The following is a 20,086-nucleotide window of genomic DNA, read 5'->3' as shown; positions in this document are numbered from 1 at the left end:
TCAATAATCTGAAGTATTGGTGCGAAAAATACTTAAGATATAGTTTAGTTTAAAACTAATCCAAATGGCAAGAAATGTAAAAATATCTTTGCAAAAGTAATCACACTTCACATACATGATATATCTTAATTGTCAAGGGGTCACTTACGAAATTACACTCTGTATGATGTCTTCTAGGGGCCTAGCCATTGCCCAAATTGAACCCTAACAAATTATCTATTTTGTGACCCTAAAAACCAATTCATAGAATATAATCTGATCTCATCTCCTATTGAGCTATCAGGTTTAGAGGATGAACACTCGACTACATTTCAGAAGAAACCTCCTTCTTAGTCTGCGTATACCCCAGTTCGGAATCTTGACAGACTTGCTCCTTTGGTATTCAGTAAAAACCGTCCCATCTTTGTTCTCAACAGGAAGAGAAAATATCTTACTCCTAAGTGGCAAAATAAATATATCTATGGGGATAATGAACAATTAAAAACCAGAAATATAATCAAGGCTGATGGTTTAGAAATAAATCAAAACTTTGACCGCAATGGAAATATTATCGGGTGGTCTGTGCTGGAATTTTCGGTAAAATAAGCGATAGCGAAGCACTACCTAGAAATCGCTTGTGCCAGTTGGGTAAGTTCTGTTAAAATCAACAAAAGCCGTTGTAGAAAGAGGGGACTTGTATCCTATTTTTTTGGTTTCTCTACATTCCTAAGGAATTGGTGGCTGGATTTTTTGCATAACAATATCTTGGTTAATTAATGCTTGTGGATGATTAGGGTTGAGTTCTAAAGCTTTTTTTAAAGCTACTAAAGAGTCTGGATATCTTTGTAAAAACCTCAAGGCAATACCTTTTCCCGCCCAAAAATTAGCATTTTTACCATCAATATTGATTGCTCTTCCATAGCTATCTAAAGCTTTTTGATATTCACGTAAAGCCATGAATCCGATAGCTCGATTATACCAGGCTTCTGGATATTTGGAGTTAAATACTAGGGCATTGTCAGCGGCAACAGTTGCATCTTTGTAGCGTTTCATGCGTAACAATACTGCACTTTGATTCACCCAAATTTCTGCTAACATGGAATTATCGCCAACATAACCATCTCCTTTTAAAGCCCGATTATATGCGGCGATAATATTTTCCTCGCTGTCTAATAATGAGGTCAAAATTCTACCTTGGTTATACCAGGCCTGAGTAGAATTAGGATCTAATTCTAAGGCCCGTTGATTAGATGCTAAGGCTTCATCATTTTTTCCCTGATGCCAAAGGGTAACACTCCTGTTAGTCCAAGCACTAGCGTAATCTGGTTTGATGGCGATCGCTCGATTTAAAGTGGCTAGGGCTTCTTCGTATTTTTTTAATCCTGTGAGGGCGTTACCGTACTGATTCCAACCTAGGGCTACCCCTTCTTTCCCCCAGCTATTATCTCCCTTTTGTAAGGCTGTTTCGCAAGCGGTAGCAGCATCTTTATACATTCCTATCCGATTGAAATTGGCGCATTGATGGACTAATGCCAATGTGTAATTAGGATTTAATTTTAATGCTGTTTCAAAGGCAGATTGTGCTTGTTCATATTTGCCTAATTTGTGGAGAATAATACCATAGTCTGTCCAAAGCTGGGGATTATTTTGATTACTAGCGATCGCTCGATTATAGGCTTGTAATGATTCATCATATAGGCCCATAGCTTGAGTCACTTTCCCCCGATTAGCCCAGCCAATGGAGGCTGAGTAATGTCCCCAAAATTGATTGGCTTCCAAAGCGCGATCACAAGCCCGTAATGCTAGTTGATAATTACCAGCTTGGTAAAAAGACAAACATTGATTTGTCCAAGCTAAAGAATAATCTGGATTTAATTTTGTAGCCCAATCGAAAGATAACCGGGCTGCTTCGGTCTGGGCAAATTTACTCTGTGCTATACCACGATAATTCCAAGCTACGGCTGCATTGGCTCTACCCCAATTATCATCTATGCGTAAGGCTGTTTCACAAGCAGCTATCGCTTGAGGATATTGTCCTGACTCTGACAAAGCCAAGCATTTTTGTGTCCAACCTTCAGAATTTTTCGGTTGTAAAGTAACAACTCGTTCATAGGAAGCGATCGCTTCCTGAAACTTATTAAATACTAAGAGAACATTACCACGAGCCAGCCAAAGTTTTGATTGATTGGGTTGAATCCCTAAAGCATTATCACAGGCTTTCAGTGCTTCCTCATATTTCTGGTTATTAGCTGCATTTTCCCAAGTGCTACATAAAGAAGCCCAATAATCAAAATCCTTTAAATTTTGTTCAGCTTTCGCAGCTTTGGAACTGTAAACAGTCAAAACTAAACAGTAAAAACTCAAAAGCAACAAAGAAGATAAATGGGAAAAAATCGGAAATCCAATATCTCTTTTCCAGTCCTTAGTTCCCATCATCGATTCTCCTGTGTATTTACCTTTACAATATACTTAGTAAGTCTAAAACTGATTCACAAAGCGTGACTGGCGGTTTTAACTGCCTTTAATATTTTACTATCAAGAACTAAAAAAATTTGACAAAATCATGATCAGGACATCCGGTAAGGCTGGCTTACCCATTGTCGCTACTGTACCTCACTAGATTAAGAACGGCGATCACCCTCTTTTGTCCCTGACATAGCTCCTTTTAGTTTCATGAGAAAGGATTCCTTAACGCTTTAGTGGGTTGTGTTATCAAAATGGTCAAACCATCCCTCAAGGTTCGTTTAAAGTATCCCAATACCATAAGACCACTAAACAAAATTTTACCACAATAGTCGATGAAAAAGACAGGACTTGTATCCGATGTTTTTGATCATCAATAGTAATATAATATATCAACACCTTCGCCAATTTACTAAAAATAGGTTTAAAAACCGATAAAATCCTTATAATATCAATAGGGTTCAGGATTTTGGTGAAGATATTGATACCTGAGAATTAAGGAATGGTTGTGGCTAAGAAAAATCCTCAGCAAATAGCAAAAACAATCGGACAGGAAATAAAACAGCGGACTATCAGTGATATATCTGGTAGATTAGGTAATTTTCTTTCCAATAGCACCAACAGTTTGTTAAGTGTAGTCCCGGCACAATTTAGGTCGTTTTTGCCTTTTATTGCCTCAGAACTGGATATTCAAGCTCCAACTGTTGAAAATATTCAAGATAGATTGACTGGAAAAACCAAACAGTCGGAGATCGAAAGTGCAGAAATTACTCAAGTTCCATCTATTGAGTCGGGAAATAGATTACCAAAGGAAAAACAAATTTTAGGTAATCGGGGTCAGTATGAAATAGAAGATTGCTTAGGAGCTAGAGGCAAAGGTATTTTTTATCAAGCAGTACAATTACTGAATCGTCAACCAATTATTATTAAACAATATGAATTACCAAATGATCAACATTATACTTTTCAACGCATCTCTGGAATAGAATTAGCAGATGGTAGGAGTCAAGACTTCCGTTTAATTATTCCTTGGGAAGCAATAGTTGATCAAGAATACTGCTACTTAGTTTTTGCAGATAATCTCTATAATTCTCCAACTCTTAGTAGTTATCTCCAGGAAACTGGTGCAATGAGTAGCATAGAAGTATATGGAGTCTTAAATCAAGTTCTTCAAAGTCTACAATTTCTCCATGGTCAAAAATTTCGTTTACCTTCGGGTTTAGAAAGTTTGAAGACACCCCATGGTAATTTGAGTTTGGATAGTTTACTGATATCATACAATTTACAGGGATTTTTGATTTACCTGTGCGATCTATCTTTATGGGAACATCAGATTATTGAATCTGATTTAAACAATCTAGATTTTTGGCTTCAAAAAGATTTAAAAGATTTAGGTAAAATTTGCTGTTATTTATTAGCAGGAAATGATCAGGTAAACTGCGAAAATGAACAAGAATGGAGTATGGGAGTTGAACCCAATCTTCAGAAATTTATTCTGCAGCTAATTCATGGTAAGTTTAATAATGCAGAAGTTGCTCGTCACAATTTACCAAATCTTAATTTTTTATTAGAAAATAACTACCTTTTACATAACCAAAATAAACCACAGGAAGAACCGCTAAAAAAATCAAAAAAACTAATATTTTGGATGATTATCGGTGTTTTTAGTGCTGCTTGTGTGGGAGGATTAATTTGGTTTTTAACTAAAGATATAAGTCAAAAAAATACTGCTAATAAATCTATTGATTCCGTCAAAAAAATATCTGGTATTCCGCTGGGTAATTTTATTTATACATCTGAAGGAAAGCCAAATGGTATCTGGTATCATATCACAGAAAAGAACCTTTTAATAGGGAAGAAATCTTTAAATAATAAACTCAGGGAACTATCACCGAAACTACAGTTAAAGAGTGTTCCATTAATTAACTCAGATCCTGTATCTATGCTGAAAACAGGAGCAGCTAATTTTGCTGTAAGTAGTCTGATTAACATTGATCAAAATCCTGAATTAGGATACCAAGAATTTGCATACGATGGATTAGTTATTTTCATTGCTTCCAGCAAAAAAGGTAGAGATAAAAGTCTACCTATAGCTTTAAATGGAAAAATATCTCTAACACAGTTACAGCAAATATATACCGGTAAAATTACAAATTGGCAAGAGTTAGGAGGTCCACAACTACCTATTAAATTATATATTCCATCTAGCAATGAGGCGATAATCAATTTTAAACAGCGTGTCCTGAAAACGCCAGAATTAATTAATAACTTTGAAAGATTAATTTCTCGTCAAAAAGGAAATAATTTTATCCAAGAAGATAGTTTACAAGTAGCTACTAGTCTATCAAGCACTAAGCTAATGAGAGCAGTCATTCAAGATTTTGAAAATGAAAATCCCCCCATTGGGAGTATTGGGTTTGACTCTTTGAGCAAGGTTTATGGTGAATGTTCAGTCTATCCCTTAGCCTTATTTGACAATAATAATGATCCAGTTTCTCCTCTAATTCAAAAAGATGGTAAACCTGTAACCCCTCAACAAATAGATTTATGTAATGATAAGGGAAATTACGCTCCTAATATAACGGCGTTTACCAGCCAACGCTATCCTCTAGCTTACCCTCTATCTGTGATTTATCTAAGAGATAATCGTCAAGAGCCAATTGGAGAAAAATTTGCGGAGATTTTGAAAACTACTCAAGTTCAATGTTTACTATCGGAAACAGGTTTAATTCCTTTGAGAAAATTAGATATAGCTACTTGTAATAGCTATCAGTAAACACTTCTGGGAAATTATTTAAGCGCGTAATTTGATAATTTTTATCTATATTTTTTAGATTATATCAAATTATGGAACTTTTTTAATCTTTTCCTAATATTCAACGCATCTGGGGACAAATAAATTAATTTAGCTCCAGAGATATCTCCTAAAGTTGAAGCCAGAATTCTACTTTTAACGATTGAACTGTTTTAGTTGCTTTCTCCGAAGAGGGTCATGTTTTTTCGGGGGATTTTCATTTTCCGTAACATCCGATCTACTGTCGATATACCAATTGTTATTCCCGTTTTTTCTTCGATAATTAAGCGGATTTCTGATAAAGTAGCATCATTCTTAGCTTCAACTATTTCTTGAAGAATATTAAGTTGTTCTAAATTTAGCTTGGTAGAAGTTTGTTTTGTCCTGAGTTTAGGAGCAATACTTTGTGTTTCTTTATATTGCTTTAGTAATTTTTCCACAAAACTTAAACTTACACAAAATCTTTTTGCTAATTGACGTTGTGATATTCCACCTTGCAAATATGTATCTAATATTTTTTGGCGAAAGTCGAGAGAATATGCTTTCATTTTTACCATTAAGTAGATGCACAGCTTTATCATAATTAGTCTACTTCATTAGACTAGGAAACGCTATAATCTGACGTACAAATTTTATATCCATCCCCTAACTTCGTTATCGGTCATTGGTCTTTCTAGCTTCACATATTCGCTCTTAGCGGCTTGAAGAATATGTTTCATCATCACTGGTTCATTGGCTTCAGCCGCCAAAAAAGCAGCATTTATAGCAATATTACGAATATTACCTCCAGCAACATTTAAATTAGATAATTTTTTAAAATCTAATTTTTCTGTAGGTGTTTTTTGTGGAAACATCCGTTTCCAAATTTCTTCCCTTTGAGCTATATCTGGAAAGGGAAACTGGACAACAAACCGTAATCTACGTAAAAAAGCCGGGTCTATAGAGGTTTTTAAATTAGTAGTTAAAATTGCTAACCCCCGGTAAGATTCTATTTTTTGTAATAAATAACTAACTTGCATATTGGCATAACGATCATGACTATCTTTAACATCAGAACGCTTACCAAATAAAGCATCCGCTTCATCAAAAAGTAATATTGCTCCTCCAACTTCTGCTACATCAAAAACACGGTGCAAATTCTTCTCCGTTTCACCAATGTATTTACTCACAATGGAACTCAAATCAATTCGATAAACATCTAAATTTAAAGTGTTTCCCAGTACCTCTGCTGACATAGTTTTTCCTGTACCACTTTGTCCAGAAAATAAAGCACTAATACCCAGTCCACTTTTACTTTTAGAGATAAATCCCCAAGACTCATACACTTTACTTCTTTGACGGACATGAATAGCAATTTCTCGCAGAGTATTTAGTTCTTTTTCAGGCAGAATTAAGTTATCCCAATCTGCTACTGAATTCACTCTTTGTGCTAGATCATCTAAATTGAGACGAGCTTGTTGGCGACATATATTCCATAATGGGTTATTAATGGTAGATGTGGACAAATTCAAATTTTCTTCAGTTTTATTTACTAAACTTTTAGCTTGTAAACATACTGATTCAATCACAGAATAATTGAGATTAAAGTGGGAAACTAGAACATCTATATGACTATTAAGATTCAATTGATGTTTGCTCAATGTATGTTGCCAAATTAATCGCTGTTCATTAGTTGTAGCTGGCTCTATATCAAAAATAATTTGGCTTCGTTGTCGGGAACGACGGCGCTCTCGACTGCTAACTATTAAACGACAGTCAATTGTTTCAATAAATCTAGAAATTTTACTCTCTATGTTAGCATCAACATTTTCTAGTGAATTACAGTTTAATAGTAATACACTATTATTTAACATAGCTTCTCTTTCCCACAGACGTTGAAACAAATTTAGTTGAGTAATATCTTCCAAAAGTGCTTCTACAGAAATAACTTGTAAATTTATTCCTATCTGTGTACAAGCAACATGAGTGATTGCTGTTTTAACAACTATTTCTTGACCGGATAATTGTATTATAGGGAAATTATGATTAATCGAAGATAGCCAAACAGCAGCAATTTCATCAGCTATTTTTTGATGTGAAGGAGCTAATTTATTAATTGTTGGTAAAGGTTCTAACATACCTAACAACCGCTGGTCTACTTGCTGTATTCCCCATAGATAATGTAATATTCGCTCATTAATTCGTAATGGAGAATTAGTCAATGATGTTCCTGTTCCTAGTTCAATCATCTGCCAATGTCTTAAGGTTGCATTGGGAGTAATTGCTGTCCAGAATGCTTCTGGTAACGCAATTAAAGCTACATTTAAACAAAGATAGTTGATCTGTAAATCTCTGGTAATTTTCGGAAATAGAGTGGTCCAGCTTCTATCCATTTCTATGCCCGCACACAATAGGAGTAAATCACGTTCAAAATTAGACAATCTAAAAGTATTACATAATTGCTCTAAGGTAGATGGCTGTGACATCATTGATGGTTTTAAATCTAGAGGAGGGTGGAATTTTTCACCTTGATTATTCTGATTATTATCAGAATGGATTTGGAAAATTCTGTCTTCTAATATTAGTTTAATCCGGTTAACTGCCTCCAATAAATAGTTTTGATTATCTAGAGACCAATCAGTATTTACATTAGTTGATATAGCCATTTAACCACCGTTGTTTTCAATTAATTCTTGTAAATAACTTTCTGCTTCTACTGTTGACATCAGTAAAGCCTTTTTCCAGTGCAAAATTTCGTATTTTCCACCATGATATCCATGTCCCAAAATCAACCCCAAACAGACTGCTTGATTAGCTAAGTTAGTAAGTTGATTGCAGCTATTTATTTCTACTTCTAAATTTAGAGGTTCTTCAGCAAATTGTTCATGCACCATAAGTTTTTACAACTCCTCATACTGATTAATAAATTATCAATTTTGGACTAATATAATAGTTAAAAGTTGGACTATCTTCACGAGTATCAATATTTAATTGACTTTCTGCTCCATCCACTATTAACCTTAGCAGATATTCCCCAGCTTTGATCCGATCAATTGGAATAGTTATTACATTCCCATCTGATTGACGTTTAGCAGCCTCAAATAAATAAGATGCAGGGTTTTCTGATGTCATCTCATTTAGTGCTAAAATCACACGTTGTCTGATACCAACAGTTAAATTTACCTGCACTATTACTTTAGCAGAGTAAGAACCATCACTATTTTCTTCGATATCTGCAACTATTATATCTGATGAGATAGTTGGGTGCAAAACAAATGGAAAAACATTTGACTCAATATTATGATAGTTAGGTGGTTGTACAGCCAAATTCTCTGCTGTTGAATTTATGTTGATAGAAATATGATGAATTACCTGTAAACTTTGGACACCACAGCGCAAAGATTCAGGAGAAATTATTTGCAAAGGTAGGAGTATTTGCTTGTCATTAACTTCTGTAGGAGTGATTTCTACTTCTCCAATCCGCACTTTTATGGCATCACATTTAAAATTTCTACCCCTAATTTGTAGTGTACTATTTGTTAATATGGGATCTAAATGGCCTAACTGAGAAACTACCTGTTCAACTACTGGTTGATAAGGAAATGAAGCTACACCACCAAAACCTGCACGACGGACAGGTAATGCTCGTTGTGATGATTCCTGACCATCAATTAAAACTATCAGAACTTTATAAACAACCGAAAGTACATAGGGAGTTTGGAAAAATGTTGACCAGACTTTTGAGAGATCATCTAAACTGAGGTCATTTAATGAAATATTGATTTGTTGAACTTGATCTCCTAGATTAGAATCGCTCAAAAATGGGAAATTTGAATTAGCTAATGTTTGCTGAATCATCTCTGAGGTAATAATGCTCTGATCATTGAGAGTCCTCAAAACGCTACCTAATATACGCTGGGGTTCTAACTCAACATCATTACCATAAAAACTCAACATATAATATAAGTCTAGTGCAGTCTGGCGTTTATTGGGGTTAGCTCTAGAACGCATAGGAGTGGCATCAATATTATTTAGAGCCGGATTGCTCAGTACCTGATAAAGAAAAATATTTACACCTAGTTCCGATGGACCACTACTTAAATTAATGGGTTTTAAAGTTGTCACTCTCGCACCTTGTACATCAAATTGGAGAGAGTTTTGAACAATTCTTTGGAGAACTGCGGTTACAGTCGCAATAGCTAGATAGTTACTCACGTTAGTTAACTGCTATAATTGTATACATTAAGTTTCTAGGGCTTACGCATTAACAAAAAACATTATCCATGATTTCTGTGTACTTTATACAAATTACTAATTATTTTTTCAGCGTGTGTAAACTCCAATTTCACAAAAGCTTGAGGTAAACAATTTGATCATAGGTATCTTTAACAAGCTGACGAATTTTACATACTCATTTTATAACACAATCAAAGGTTTCAATACCCCAATGAGTATCATGAATTGTAATATCCCTCTTTTGTCATTTTCCGAATACAGCAATTAGAAGCAGATTGGGGAGAAGGTGGTCATATTTGGGGTTTATTTTGTTGTGTCCCTAAATACCAATAGTAAAAACAGTACAGGAGCTTGTGTTTGCTTGGGAAGCTACAAAAGCGGAAGAATGGATAGATAAGTGGGAATGGATTCCATTTTAAGATAAAGGTGAGCGATTCCTAGGCCGCGCTATTACGTTTACCAACCCGAAAAACAGCAACTAATTTATTATCATCATCAATGGTGTACAAAATTCTGTATTCACCCTGATCAATACGATAACCACCTTGATAACCTTTTAAAGCTGCATAGTCTTGAGGACGAGGATTACCTTGAAGTGAGAGTATTTTTGATACAACTTGTTTATATTGTTTTGGTTGTAAGTCTAATAAGTCTTTTTCCGCAGTTCTAGCAATCCTCAATGTATAACGTTCACTCATTGGGATATTTGGCGATGATTTCTTCTATGGTGGTAAATCCTTCATTTTCTTCAATTGCACGTCTCAATTTAGCAGAATCAATTGCATCTTCCATTGCTTCTAATAGTTTTAAATCTTCAATGCTAATTATCGCTACCGCAGCTTTACCATGACGCTGAATTAAAATTCTTTCTCCACGATATTCTGCACGGTTCATAATATCGGGAAAATTAGCACGCGCTTCACTTGCACTGATGACAGACATAGCGTCTCACAAAATTTATAGGGTTACATAACATTATAGATTATTTGTCTGTTTTTTGCAAATTGTACAAAATTTAAGTTTTTGAGCAATAGTGGAGCGATCGCACCCTTCAACCTCCCAAATAGCGAACTGCTTGCAGCAGCGCTTCGCTATCGCACTCCTCAACCTCCCCAACCTCCCCAAAAGCGATTATTCATCTTTATTAAACTGGTACATCTGACTGCCTCTGCGGTAAAATATCCTTAGTTCAAGGAATTGGCTATGAAAATAAAAGCAATTATTTGGGAAGAAGACGGTGTCTGGTGTGGTTCTGTACCAGCTTTACCAGGATGTCATACCTGGGGTGAAAGTTATGAACATTTATTAGAAATGTTGAAAGATGCTGTTCAAGGTTGGTTAGAAGTTGCTAGTCAGCAAGAAGAAATTGAGCCAGAAAAACAGTTAATTGAGTTATCTTTATGAAATCGGTTTCTGGTAAATTTCTTTGTAAGATTGTTGAACGCTATGGATGGAATCTAAAAAGGATTACAGGTAGTCATCATATCTATGTTAAGGAAGGTATGAGTGTGATTCTTTCTATACCTGTTCATGGTAATCGTGATTTACCTACTGGTACACTCAGAAGTATTTTGAAAGATGCTGGTTTGACTGAGGAAGATTTAGATTAATTTCGCTATCGCATCCTTTCAAATCCCTAAACAGCTATTCCTAGGTCGCGCTTCGCTATCGCACTCCCTTTAACCCCCCAAACAGCGATCGCTATTCTACTTTATAAGAAAGAAAAGACAAGAAAGAAAAGTATTATATTACACCTGCTATTAGTTTCCAGCAAGGAGCTTCTCCTTCCCAATCATTGTGCTTCCAAGGCATACCCAAACTAACTGTCACAAAATAATAATCATCTGTGATTTCATATTCCGCTTCCAGTCTTTCAATAAATATAGGATCAGTGATTTTAGCGTCTGTTAACCTTTGACCATAAGCAGTTTCTAATGTACCTCTCCATTGTTTTTCTCCGTTAGGTTCTACAGAAAAATTAATAACATGAATCAGTTGTAATGTACTTCTTTGTTCAAAAGGTAGAGAGTTTAGATAAGATGGGTTTACATATTTAATTGGATTATGAAGAATATAAGAATTGTTACTACAATATTGAAACAAATCTTCTGGTTTTGCTTTACCTACGAGTTGCCATTTTCCCGGTAAGATAGTAAGATTTTCGCTTTCAAACCCAAAGTTTTCACCTGTGTCTGCTAGTGGAATCTCTAAAATGTCTAATAATGCTGGTTCTCTTCCCTCCACGAGTCGAATATTTCTTGGTACTCGGCCATCATTATCATAAGGACGTTGGCCACAGACAGGACGAATCCAATCACCAGTATCCAAATCAATTCCAGCAATGCAACGTTCTCCGTTTTTCTTTGAATTTGCAAGACAGATAATTTTCTTGTTCTTTACAGATGACATATTTTGACATTCCCCCACTTGGTACTTAAATATTCTGCCACTAATCGGCGATGACAGTAATGGGGTTTAGCCTCGCTACACAAAAGACATCCACCATCTAATAGTTCTGGTCTAACTTTTTTTTCAATTTCCCTTTCTGTCATGAGATGAAGAAATTTCTGCTCATAAACTGACCAGTCGCCTTTATTTTTTTTATATTCATCTAAAATATCTTTAGTTGGTGCTAGTTCAAGAATATGAATATATTCAATATTACCTATCTTTTTAAGAAAATATTCTAAGTCGGTTTTTTTTGTAAATCCTGCTAATTGAGAGACATTATTTAGTCGGGTATCAATAACCCGCTTAACGCCAGATTTAACAAGAGTATCAAAAAATTTTTGGGCAGTTTTTTGGGTAAAGCCAATTGTAAATAAGTCAACATAACTACTCATATTCATTTCCTATTTTTTCTACATAAGCAACTTCATCACTTTGCAATCTGTAAGCCTCTTTTATAGACTCTTCCCTTGAAAGTGGTTTAGAAGGTTGATGATTTTGTGAATTATCAGCAAAGAGAGATAATTGCACTGATGCTGCTACAAGAGCTAATTGGTTTAAACCATGTCTAGCCAATAATCTGTCTTCAAGTTTATAATGCGATTCTAAGTCACCATTACTTTTAATATGATTGATTTCTAAATCACGCTCATTTCGTAAATGTTGACAAACTAAAATCGCACGATGGCAAACAATGGGATCTTTTTCCGCACACATAAGAGCAACTCTATAATTTTTTAAACCCTTAATTACACGTTTAATTCCTTCTGCAAATAATTCAGTAGCAGCAATTTTTTCATATATAGCTTTACCATCAATATAACATTCTTGGTTTTTTGGTCTAGCACCTAGTTCTTGTCCTAAAAATACATAGTTGATTTTTGCGCTTTTAAGTGAATTTTTCAGTTGAACGCGGTTAAAATGGGGTAAGTAACGGCTGTAGGGATGTGATCGCACGTCTGCCAATGCTGTAACATTATGCTCCAGCAAAAGCTCAATAAAAGTTTCTATACTATGATTTGAATGACCAATGGTAAGCAGTTTCATATAGTTATAAGATCATCTTTTTTGTGGAGTCCTCTAAGAGATATCGTAAGAAACAAAACTCTCTGCTCCTCTCGGTGGTTAAGGGCATAGCAATGATATACCCTTAACTCCTAACTATAACCTAAAGTTCCTTCACATCACTAACTAACCTCCCAAACTGCGATACCTACGGTAAGCTACGCGATCGCACCCCTTCAACTTCCCCCAAAAGCGATTGCACCCCCTCAACTTCCCCAAAAGCGAACTGCTTACAGCAGCGCTTCGCTATCGCACCCCTTCAACTCCCAAACAGCGATCTCAACCCCTCAAAATCTCTTTTTACCTCACGCAATGTCAAAAAAGTGGTATGATTAATTGGTAAGATGAATGAGTCATACATAATGATGAAAGTCACAATTACTTTAGAAGAAGACATTCTCAGATTTATTGATCAACAAGCAAAAGGTAATCGTAGTGGCTATATCAATGCACTATTAGCAGAACAAAGACGCAAAATTTTAGAAGCAGAAATAATAGCTGCTCTCCAAGAAGATGCCAAAGATTTAGAATATCAAAATGAGATTTCTGATTGGGATAATGTAGCTGGAGATGGTATTAATGCCAGAGGGTAATTTAACTTATAAACGGGGTGAAATTCGCTGGGTAAATCTTGATCCAACGGTGGGAGCAGAAGCACAAAAAATCCGTGCTTGTTTGATAGTTCAAAATGATATTATGAATCAATATGGATTATTAACAATTGTGATGCCATTTCGACCAGGAAGTAAGCAAGCTCCCTATATTGTCAATATCAAAGCAACAGCAACTAATGGATTAGATGAAGATCGTTTTATTGATGTTGCTCAAATTCGTTCTGTTGATTATCGTCGGGTTTTAGGGTTGGTGGGGATTTTAGAAGTTGAATATTGGGAAGAAATTCGTACTGCTTTGGATGTGGTTTTGGGTTTTGGGGTTTAACTTGAGCGAACTGCTTGCAGCAGCGCTTCGCTATCGCACCCTTCAACTCCCAAACAGCGATTCCTTTAGTGAGCTACGCTAACGCCTGAGTATATGATATAATTCACAAGTGTTGAATCCTGCAATAAAACTTTACAATCTTTGCGTTTTACCCAGGTAAAATCCATTGTCTATTGAGAATAGAGTCATTAATTGACCAAATTTGGTATCACCAATACCAATGCACAACTTGGACACAATCCTCAAAATCTTAACATTCAACACTTGTGGATATAATTGTACTGTTAAGATTAATTCGTGTTTACTAAATATTATCAAGAAAACAATGCCAGCAAAAGATATTTACCACGATGCTGTTAAAAACGCTTTAATTAACGATGGTTGGACAATTACGGCTGATCCGTATAAAATTAAATATAAAGATGCTGAATAATTTGCCGATTTATCCGCAGAAAAACCGATTGCAGCAGAACAAAATGGACGAAAAATAGTTGTTGAAATCAAGAGTTTTCTTAGTCCTTCTCCCATGAGAGATTTTGAACTAGCTTTAGGGCAATATATTTTATATCGTAATTTAATTAACCTCACAGAACCAGAATATATAATTTATTTGGCTATTAAAGAAAGTACATACGAAAACTTTTTTACTAGAGATTCAATCAAAGAGATTGTCGAATTAAATCAAATTTTGATGATTGTAGTTAATGTCGAAAAGGAGGAGATATTACAATGGATAAACTAGAGCAATATCAAATAGCAATTAAACAAGTTCTCACAGAATATCATAATTGGGTTTCTGGTGCGGCAAATTTAACTGATGAAAGTTGTTTGATTTTTGATGATAATCATCATCACTATATTTGGGGGTTTTTGGGTTGGTATGGCAAAAAAAGAACAAATAATATCCAAGTTAATATCAGAATTAAAAATGATAAAATTTGGATTGAAGAAGATTGGACTGAGGAAGGAATAGCTAATGAATTAATGAAGTTAGGTATTTCTAATCTTGATATTGTCTTAGCTTTTCATCCTCCTGAAGAAAGGAAATATACTGCATTCGCTACTGCTTAAATGTTATAGCGATTCCTAGGTCGCGCTTCGCTATCGCACTCCCTCAACTTCCCAAAAGCGAACTGCTTGCAGCAGCGCTTCGCTATCGCACTTCCTCCAACTTCCCAAACAGCGAACTGCTTGCAGCAGCGCAACGCTATCGCACTCCCTCTAACTTCCCAAACAGCGAACTGCTTGCAGCAGCGCTTCGCTATCGCACTCCCCCAACCCCCCAAACAGCGAACTGCTTGCAGCAGCGCAACGCTATCGCACTCCCCCAACCTCCCAAATAGCGAACTGCTTGCAGCAGCGCTTCGCTATCGCATCCCCTCAACTTCCCAAACAGAGAACTGCTTGCAGCAGCGCAACGCTTACGCACCCACATCCCTACAAAACATTTGACAAAAATTGACAATATTTGCCATAATTAAAGAATCAGAAATATAAAGACTTATTAGCTATGACTACAGTAAATATTTCTCTTCCCGATTCCATGCGGGACTTTATCAATGAACAGGTTGCAAAATGTGGCTACAGTACCACAAGCGAATATATTCGACATTTGATTCGTCAAGATTTAGAAAAAGTGGCACAATCCCGAATAGAAACATTGCTATTAGAAGGCTTAGATAGTGGTGAAGCGATTGAAATTACGGATGAGTGGTGGCAACAAAAACGCACTCAGCTTCTAGAGAGACTCCGCAAGTAATAGCAATGACTAGACGAATTGTAATTAGACCAAAGGCTAGTGTTGACCTTGATGAACAGTTTGCTTATATTGCTGACAGTAATTTTGATGCAGCATTGAGTTTTTTTGATGCTACGAGGCAGACTTTTTCACAATTAGCACGACTACCTGGTATTGGTAGTGTTTATAATGTTAAAAATCCGCGTTTAGTTGGTTTGCGGAAGTGGGGAGTTAGAGGATTTGAAAAGCATCTAATTTTTTATTTAGAAGGGGATGAGTATATTGAAATTGTTCGGTTAATTCATTCTGCACGGGATATTTCACAGATTTTAGCAGAAGAAGAATAGCTATAGTCATCAGCTATGCGATTCCTAGGTCGCGCTTCGCTATCGCACCCTTCAACTCCCCAAACAGCGATCGCACCCCCTCAACTCCCCAAAGAGCGATCGCACCCCCTCAACCTCCCAAATAGCGATCGCATCCCCTCAACTTCCCAAACAGCGATCGCATCCCTTCAACTTCCCAAATAGCGATCGCATCCCTCCAACTTCCCAAACAGCGATCGCATCCCCTCAACTTTCCAAATAGCGATCGCATCCCTCCAACTTCCCAAATAGCCATCGCATCCCCTCAACTCCCCAAACAGCGATCGCACTCCCTCAACCTCCCAAAAGCGATCGCACCCCTCCAACCCCCCAAACAGCGATCGCACTCCCTCCACTTCCCAAACAGCGATCGCACTCCCTCAACTTCCCCAAACAGAGATCGCACCCCCTCAACTCCCAAACAGCGATCGCACTCCGAAAATACCTAACATCGCTTTTTATCTCACGCAAAGCTGCAAAGAAAGATGAGAGGTTTAGCATAGCGGACTGTAAATACAGCGGTTTCCGCTCTTATGAGGTACAAAGTTGAATCATGAAACTCTTGTAGTGCGGGCATCTTGCCCGCTAATGGTGTACCTCATAACACCGGGAAGTGCTGTATCACCTACATTATCTTTGTGGGCGTGGAAACTGTCGGCGTTTATACTCAGGAGGACCCCAGTTTATCCCCCAATTAAAATATCTATCCATCTCTACTGAATCTGAAAAATATTGGATTTTGTTACTAATTTTAAAAGTGTTATTTATTCTTGTTAATAAGGCAATAGCACATATAGTTTGATTATCATTAGGATTATCCAATTTTACTATAATAGGTGGACTGTATACTTGTTTAATAGTTAAAATAGCGTCTATTTCTGACCAATTAGCTACTCCATTATAAATAAAAGTATAAATCAAAATTCGTTTGAATTTATCAATTTTACTACTATTAATTTTTAAACTTTCTCCTTCAGGTAAGTCATTTCCTGTACGGTCATCTCCATTTAATAGAATATATGGAGATTCATCATAATTTCCGAAATGGCTGCCTAAAGCCTGAATCGCATTTTTTTCTCCTGTTTCTAATTCATATAAGCAGCATAGGTCAAGGTCTATCGGCTCTCTGTATTTTGGATAACGTGAAACTAACGAAGGGTTGTGCTTCCAATTCAAATGAACTACAATATCTTCTGATACACAATCATCATTAATTGTATTATAGATATGCTCTTCATTGCTAATAGGTTCAATAATTATATCCTCTCCAGCTTGCAGAACAGTTTCATTTTTAAGTCTGCTTATACTTCTATTTAAGACACTAATTTCTATAGGTCTTTCAGCAGAACCATAAGTTGAATACTCACGATTTAAATACTCAATAGCTGCCTGTTTATCAAAGATAGATGTATCAAAATGTTCAATTAATTGATCAATAATATTCGGATCTTTAGTAAAAATTCCTACTTCAAACTCTGGACTGGATGAACCAGATGTGAGAAAGTTATGACTTCCTAACATTGCAAAAGATTCATCACATACTAAAAACTTCTCATGAGTACCTAATTCTTTCATGTGTAGTAAATCAGGATATTGTTCTTGGAGTTGTTGTAGTTGAGGTAAAGCTCCATACCAAATAATGTTATCAGTTTGTTCTTGTGCTAAATCTTCTAAACTTCCCCATCCAATATCAATACGTACACCTTTACTTAAAATAAATTCAAATTTAGCAATGTCTGTTGCCCATGTTGTTAACCAAGGACAAGCCATTATTAATCGCTTTTCCGCTGTGTTTAAAGCTTGTTCTAAAACTGCTCGACTAGCTACCCGATTAAACAGCAATTTATATTCATAACTTGATTTACTATTTTCATGATTTATATTTCCTGCCGATATTTGTGATGACAGTTGCTTTAAATCATCTATTTTAGCAATTCCAGTTAGCGACTCATTCAATCTAGACAAGTATTCTTCTATTTTACCAAATCTCTCGTCTAAACTTTGTTTTTCTGCTAATAATTGAGAATAAGAATTGTTCAGTTTTTCAAAATTATCCTGTAATTTCTTTATCTCTCTCCATTCCAATGACTGTTTATTTGTATTGGTTTGTGGCTTATTTGAATTGTTATTACTATTATGTTTGTCTTCCATCTCAGGCTAATTACCCCCATAATTTTGTGTTTTTAAAGTATCCTTAATAATACCAATTATAAATTTAACATTCAGACTACATTAAGTAAAAGAGTTACTGAATAAAATTTAATATTTTTTATCTTTGCGTCTTTGCTCCTTAGCGTCTTTGCGCGAAACAAACCTCTCCGCGCCTCTGCGTCTCTGCGAGAGAAAAAAAGGGGTATAGCAACAAACTACACCCCCTAAACTTATCTTAAAGTTGCTTCACCTCACTAACCAACTTAGCCACCATATCCTTAGCGCTACCAAACAACATCGTCGTTTTAGCCTTATAAAACAACTCATTATCAACACCAGCAAAACCAGCACTCATACCGCGCTTAATCACAATAGTTTGCTTTGCGCGATCAACCTCCAAAATCGGCATCCCATAAATAGGACTATTCTTATCACTACGCGCCGCCGGATTGACCACATCATTAGCACCAATCACCAACGCCACATCAGCCTGTTCAAACTGGGGATTAATATCCTCCATATCATATAACTGCGTATAAGCCACATTAGCTTCCGCCAATAATACATTCATGTGTCCCGGCATTCTCCCCGCAACCGGATGTATCGCATATTTCACATCCACACCCATGCGCTCTAATTGATCAGCCAACTCCCGGACGCTATGCTGTGCTTGAGCAACCGCCATACCGTATCCTGGCACAATCACCACAGAACGGGCATAACCCAACATCATCGCCCCTTCTTCCGCATCAATACTGCGAACAGGTTGATCACTAGCACCAGCAGCCGCACCACCACTAGAAGTAGAGACAGAACCAAAAGCACTAAATAAGACACTGAACAAAGAACGGTTCATAGCCTTACACATAATTTCCGTCAGGATAAGACCAGAAGCCCCCACCAAAGCACCGGCGATGATTAACATATTGTTCATCACCACAAACCCAGCCGCAGCAGCAGCCACACCGGAGAGGGAGTTTAACAGAGAGATTACCACCGGCATATCACCCCCACCAATGGGGAGGACGAACATTACACCCAAGACCAAAGAAACAGCCACCACCCCTAAAAATACGGGGAGGCTATCGGGTGTTATAATTAAATAGGCACTTCCAGCCAGATAAGAACCCAACAGCAACAGGTTAAAAGGTTGCTGTAACGGGAAAGTAATCGGTGTACCGCTGATTAAACCTTGCAATTTGGCAAAAGCGAGAAAACTACCTGTTAAAGTCACACCACCAATTAACACATCCAATAGCATGGAAATGTTGACATCGAGGGGGATAGGCTGTGAACTATCTAATAACCGCCAAAATTCAGCAACAGCAATTAATGCGGAAGAAGCGCCGCCTAAACCATTTAGTAAACCCACCATTTGCGGCATTTCTGTCATTTGCACTTTGTAAGCAATCACAGTACCAATTACCGAACCAATGGCCAAGCCTACCAAAATCATCTCATAATTTAATACTTGTTGATCTAGCAACGTAGCGACAATAGCTAATAGCATTCCCACCGCAGCGACAAGATTACCATTTCTAGCACTAGCGGGAGAACCCAGCTTTTTCAAACCTAAGATAAATAATGACGCAGCGACTAAATAAGTTAGCTGAATCCCAGTTGGTAAAAAGTCGCTCATGCTTTAACTTCCTTTTTTTTAAACATTTGTAGCATTCTGTCAGTGACTAAAAAACCACCGACAACATTCACCATTGCCAAAATTACGGCAATTAAACCGAGAATTACCGATAAATTCGTGTTTTTCTCCCCCGCAGCCAGAATTGCACCAATTACCGAAATCCCGGAAATGGCATTTGAACCAGACATTAACGGAGTGTGTAACGTAGGGGGAATTTTGTTAATCACTTCAAAGCCAATAAAAGAGGCTAAGACGAGTACAAATAAAGCCGGAAGTAATGCTTGTGTCAT

24 protein-coding genes and 1 pseudogene are annotated in these 20,086 nt (G+C 36.6%); 10 read left to right on the top strand and 15 right to left on the bottom strand.

Going from position 1 to position 20,086, the window contains the following annotated elements; genetic code table 11:
• Nucleotides 1–705: 705 nt before the first annotated feature.
• Entirely contained in the window at nt 706–2,415 is a 1,710-nt protein-coding gene (locus H6G44_RS11395) for a tetratricopeptide repeat protein (protein WP_190386660.1), read from the bottom strand.
• A 535-nt stretch (nt 2,416–2,950) separates the two neighbouring features.
• Here H6G44_RS11395 and H6G44_RS20640 point away from each other — a divergent pair.
• On the top strand, nt 2,951–5,218 hold the full coding sequence (locus H6G44_RS20640; protein ID WP_190386661.1) for a substrate-binding domain-containing protein: 2,268 nt from the start codon (nt 2,951–2,953) through the stop codon (nt 5,216–5,218).
• 191 nt (nt 5,219–5,409) lie between these two features.
• Here the strand turns inward: H6G44_RS20640 and H6G44_RS11385 are convergent, their stop codons facing one another.
• The 6 genes from H6G44_RS11385 to H6G44_RS11360 all read right to left on the bottom strand — a co-directional run bounded on the left by H6G44_RS11385 (nt 5,410) and on the right by H6G44_RS11360 (nt 10,393).
• Nucleotides 5,410–5,784: a helix-turn-helix domain-containing protein gene (locus H6G44_RS11385; protein WP_242031723.1), complete on the bottom strand. Its 375-nt coding sequence runs from the start codon at nt 5,782–5,784 to the stop codon at nt 5,410–5,412.
• An 84-nt stretch (nt 5,785–5,868) separates the two neighbouring features.
• Nucleotides 5,869–7,881 carry an ATP-binding protein gene (locus H6G44_RS11380; RefSeq protein ID WP_190386662.1) on the bottom strand — a complete coding sequence of 671 codons (2,013 nt, stop codon included), beginning with the start codon at nt 7,879–7,881 and terminating at the stop codon, nt 5,869–5,871.
• Nucleotides 7,882–8,109, bottom strand: a complete 228-nt coding sequence (locus H6G44_RS11375) for a hypothetical protein (protein ID WP_199291800.1) — start codon at nt 8,107–8,109, stop codon at nt 7,882–7,884. It lies immediately after the preceding gene.
• Between the two features lie 25 nt (nt 8,110–8,134).
• Nucleotides 8,135–9,430: a DUF4255 domain-containing protein gene (locus tag H6G44_RS11370; protein ID WP_190386663.1), complete on the bottom strand. Its 1,296-nt coding sequence runs from the start codon at nt 9,428–9,430 to the stop codon at nt 8,135–8,137.
• A 458-nt stretch (nt 9,431–9,888) separates the two neighbouring features.
• Nucleotides 9,889–10,149, bottom strand: coding sequence for a type II toxin-antitoxin system RelE family toxin (locus H6G44_RS11365; RefSeq protein ID WP_190386664.1), 261 nt, complete (start codon nt 10,147–10,149; stop codon nt 9,889–9,891).
• The gene (locus H6G44_RS11360; RefSeq protein WP_039203368.1) at nt 10,142–10,393 is read right to left on the bottom strand and encodes a type II toxin-antitoxin system Phd/YefM family antitoxin; all 252 of its coding nucleotides are present in this window, start codon (nt 10,391–10,393) and stop codon (nt 10,142–10,144) included. Before H6G44_RS11360 ends, H6G44_RS11365 begins: the two co-directional genes overlap by 8 nt.
• A gap of 81 nt (nt 10,394–10,474) precedes the next feature.
• Here H6G44_RS11360 and H6G44_RS11355 point away from each other — a divergent pair, with 81 nt between their 5' ends.
• From H6G44_RS11355 to H6G44_RS11345, 3 genes are read left to right on the top strand one after another with little or no spacing between them, the layout of a single operon-like run.
• Nucleotides 10,475–10,639, top strand: a complete 165-nt coding sequence (locus H6G44_RS11355; RefSeq protein ID WP_190386665.1) for a hypothetical protein — start codon at nt 10,475–10,477, stop codon at nt 10,637–10,639.
• Nucleotides 10,640–10,654: 15 nt separating this feature from the next.
• On the top strand, nt 10,655–10,855 hold the full coding sequence (locus H6G44_RS11350; RefSeq protein ID WP_015081078.1) for a type II toxin-antitoxin system HicB family antitoxin: 201 nt from the start codon (nt 10,655–10,657) through the stop codon (nt 10,853–10,855).
• Nucleotides 10,852–11,061, top strand: a complete 210-nt coding sequence (locus H6G44_RS11345) for a type II toxin-antitoxin system HicA family toxin (protein ID WP_148764502.1) — start codon at nt 10,852–10,854, stop codon at nt 11,059–11,061. The genes H6G44_RS11350 and H6G44_RS11345 overlap by 4 nt, the downstream gene beginning before the upstream one ends.
• Nucleotides 11,062–11,194: 133 nt before the next feature.
• Here H6G44_RS11345 and H6G44_RS11340 read toward each other — a convergent pair whose 3' ends face one another.
• From H6G44_RS11340 to H6G44_RS11330, 3 genes are read right to left on the bottom strand one after another with little or no spacing between them, the layout of a single operon-like run.
• Nucleotides 11,195–11,860 (bottom strand): dual OB domain-containing protein, encoded by a 666-nt coding sequence (locus H6G44_RS11340; protein ID WP_190386666.1) that lies wholly within the window; start codon nt 11,858–11,860, stop codon nt 11,195–11,197.
• Nucleotides 11,848–12,294, bottom strand: coding sequence for a DUF488 domain-containing protein (locus H6G44_RS11335; RefSeq protein WP_190386667.1), 447 nt, complete (start codon nt 12,292–12,294; stop codon nt 11,848–11,850). The genes H6G44_RS11340 and H6G44_RS11335 overlap by 13 nt, the downstream gene beginning before the upstream one ends.
• The gene (locus H6G44_RS11330; protein ID WP_190386668.1) at nt 12,287–12,946 is read right to left on the bottom strand and encodes a DUF488 domain-containing protein; all 660 of its coding nucleotides are present in this window, start codon (nt 12,944–12,946) and stop codon (nt 12,287–12,289) included. The genes H6G44_RS11335 and H6G44_RS11330 overlap by 8 nt, the downstream gene beginning before the upstream one ends.
• A 380-nt stretch (nt 12,947–13,326) precedes the next feature.
• On the opposite strand from H6G44_RS11330, the gene mazE reads away from it, so the two are divergent.
• From mazE to H6G44_RS11300, 6 genes and pseudogenes are all read left to right on the top strand, one after another.
• Complete coding sequence (mazE, locus tag H6G44_RS11325; protein ID WP_190386669.1) at nt 13,327–13,557, top strand: type II toxin-antitoxin system MazE family antitoxin; 231 nt, start codon at nt 13,327–13,329, stop codon at nt 13,555–13,557.
• Nucleotides 13,544–13,903, top strand: a complete 360-nt coding sequence (locus H6G44_RS11320) for a type II toxin-antitoxin system PemK/MazF family toxin (protein ID WP_190386670.1) — start codon at nt 13,544–13,546, stop codon at nt 13,901–13,903. Before mazE ends, H6G44_RS11320 begins: the two co-directional genes overlap by 14 nt.
• A 325-nt stretch (nt 13,904–14,228) precedes the next feature.
• A pseudogene (locus tag H6G44_RS11315) lies at nt 14,229–14,645 on the top strand (XisH family protein).
• Entirely contained in the window at nt 14,633–14,974 is a 342-nt protein-coding gene (locus H6G44_RS11310) for a XisI protein (RefSeq protein ID WP_190386671.1), read from the top strand. The pseudogene H6G44_RS11315 and the gene H6G44_RS11310 overlap by 13 nt, the downstream one beginning before the upstream one ends.
• Nucleotides 14,975–15,413: 439 nt before the next feature.
• Complete coding sequence (locus H6G44_RS11305; protein WP_027401323.1) at nt 15,414–15,662, top strand: ribbon-helix-helix domain-containing protein; 249 nt, start codon at nt 15,414–15,416, stop codon at nt 15,660–15,662.
• Nucleotides 15,663–15,667: 5 nt separating this feature from the next.
• Complete coding sequence (locus tag H6G44_RS11300; RefSeq protein WP_039203371.1) at nt 15,668–15,988, top strand: type II toxin-antitoxin system RelE/ParE family toxin; 321 nt, start codon at nt 15,668–15,670, stop codon at nt 15,986–15,988.
• A gap of 109 nt (nt 15,989–16,097) precedes the next feature.
• Here the strand turns inward: H6G44_RS11300 and H6G44_RS11295 are convergent, their stop codons facing one another.
• From H6G44_RS11295 to H6G44_RS11275, 5 genes are all read right to left on the bottom strand, one after another.
• Complete coding sequence (locus tag H6G44_RS11295; protein WP_190484333.1) at nt 16,098–16,262, bottom strand: hypothetical protein; 165 nt, start codon at nt 16,260–16,262, stop codon at nt 16,098–16,100.
• A 38-nt stretch (nt 16,263–16,300) separates the two neighbouring features.
• Nucleotides 16,301–16,507, bottom strand: a complete 207-nt coding sequence (locus H6G44_RS11290; RefSeq protein WP_190386674.1) for a hypothetical protein — start codon at nt 16,505–16,507, stop codon at nt 16,301–16,303.
• A 129-nt stretch (nt 16,508–16,636) separates the two neighbouring features.
• The gene (locus tag H6G44_RS11285) at nt 16,637–18,157 is read right to left on the bottom strand and encodes a phospholipase D-like domain-containing protein (RefSeq protein ID WP_190386675.1); all 1,521 of its coding nucleotides are present in this window, start codon (nt 18,155–18,157) and stop codon (nt 16,637–16,639) included.
• 235 nt (nt 18,158–18,392) lie between these two features.
• Complete coding sequence (locus H6G44_RS11280; protein ID WP_190386676.1) at nt 18,393–19,796, bottom strand: NAD(P)(+) transhydrogenase (Re/Si-specific) subunit beta; 1,404 nt, start codon at nt 19,794–19,796, stop codon at nt 18,393–18,395.
• Complete coding sequence (locus H6G44_RS11275; protein WP_015081070.1) at nt 19,793–20,086, bottom strand: NAD(P) transhydrogenase subunit alpha; 294 nt, start codon at nt 20,084–20,086, stop codon at nt 19,793–19,795. The genes H6G44_RS11280 and H6G44_RS11275 overlap by 4 nt, the downstream gene beginning before the upstream one ends.

Source organism: Aphanizomenon flos-aquae FACHB-1287, from assembly GCF_014698755.1.
Classification (GTDB): Bacteria; Cyanobacteriota; Cyanobacteriia; order Cyanobacteriales; family Nostocaceae; genus Dolichospermum; species Dolichospermum flosaquae.
This window is presented reverse-complemented; position numbering and strand designations above follow the sequence as displayed.

Coding starts and splice junctions, on each gene's coding strand:
- H6G44_RS11395 (WP_190386660.1), bottom strand. CDS start 2,415: ATGATGGGAACTAAGGACTGGAAAAGAGATATTGGATTTCCGATTTTT.
- H6G44_RS11385 (WP_242031723.1), bottom strand. CDS start 5,784: ATGAAAGCATATTCTCTCGACTTTCGCCAAAAAATATTAGATACATAT.
- H6G44_RS11380 (WP_190386662.1), bottom strand. CDS start 7,881: ATGGCTATATCAACTAATGTAAATACTGATTGGTCTCTAGATAATCAA.
- H6G44_RS11375 (WP_199291800.1), bottom strand. CDS start 8,109: ATGGTGCATGAACAATTTGCTGAAGAACCTCTAAATTTAGAAGTAGAA.
- H6G44_RS11365 (WP_190386664.1), bottom strand. CDS start 10,149: ATGAGTGAACGTTATACATTGAGGATTGCTAGAACTGCGGAAAAAGAC.
- H6G44_RS11360 (WP_039203368.1), bottom strand. CDS start 10,393: ATGTCTGTCATCAGTGCAAGTGAAGCGCGTGCTAATTTTCCCGATATT.
- H6G44_RS11350 (WP_015081078.1), top strand. CDS start 10,655: ATGAAAATAAAAGCAATTATTTGGGAAGAAGACGGTGTCTGGTGTGGT.
- H6G44_RS11345 (WP_148764502.1), top strand. CDS start 10,852: ATGAAATCGGTTTCTGGTAAATTTCTTTGTAAGATTGTTGAACGCTAT.
- H6G44_RS11340 (WP_190386666.1), bottom strand. CDS start 11,860: ATGTCATCTGTAAAGAACAAGAAAATTATCTGTCTTGCAAATTCAAAG.
- H6G44_RS11335 (WP_190386667.1), bottom strand. CDS start 12,294: ATGAGTAGTTATGTTGACTTATTTACAATTGGCTTTACCCAAAAAACT.
- H6G44_RS11330 (WP_190386668.1), bottom strand. CDS start 12,946: ATGAAACTGCTTACCATTGGTCATTCAAATCATAGTATAGAAACTTTT.
- mazE (WP_190386669.1), top strand. CDS start 13,327: ATGATGAAAGTCACAATTACTTTAGAAGAAGACATTCTCAGATTTATT.
- H6G44_RS11320 (WP_190386670.1), top strand. CDS start 13,544: ATGCCAGAGGGTAATTTAACTTATAAACGGGGTGAAATTCGCTGGGTA.
- H6G44_RS11310 (WP_190386671.1), top strand. CDS start 14,633: ATGGATAAACTAGAGCAATATCAAATAGCAATTAAACAAGTTCTCACA.
- H6G44_RS11305 (WP_027401323.1), top strand. CDS start 15,414: ATGACTACAGTAAATATTTCTCTTCCCGATTCCATGCGGGACTTTATC.
- H6G44_RS11300 (WP_039203371.1), top strand. CDS start 15,668: ATGACTAGACGAATTGTAATTAGACCAAAGGCTAGTGTTGACCTTGAT.
- H6G44_RS11295 (WP_190484333.1), bottom strand. CDS start 16,262: ATGGCTATTTGGGAAGTTGGAGGGATGCGATCGCTATTTGGAAAGTTG.
- H6G44_RS11290 (WP_190386674.1), bottom strand. CDS start 16,507: ATGCTAAACCTCTCATCTTTCTTTGCAGCTTTGCGTGAGATAAAAAGC.
- H6G44_RS11285 (WP_190386675.1), bottom strand. CDS start 18,157: ATGGAAGACAAACATAATAGTAATAACAATTCAAATAAGCCACAAACC.
- H6G44_RS11280 (WP_190386676.1), bottom strand. CDS start 19,796: ATGAGCGACTTTTTACCAACTGGGATTCAGCTAACTTATTTAGTCGCT.
- H6G44_RS11275 (WP_015081070.1), bottom strand. CDS start 20,086: ATGACACAAGCATTACTTCCGGCTTTATTTGTACTCGTCTTAGCCTCT.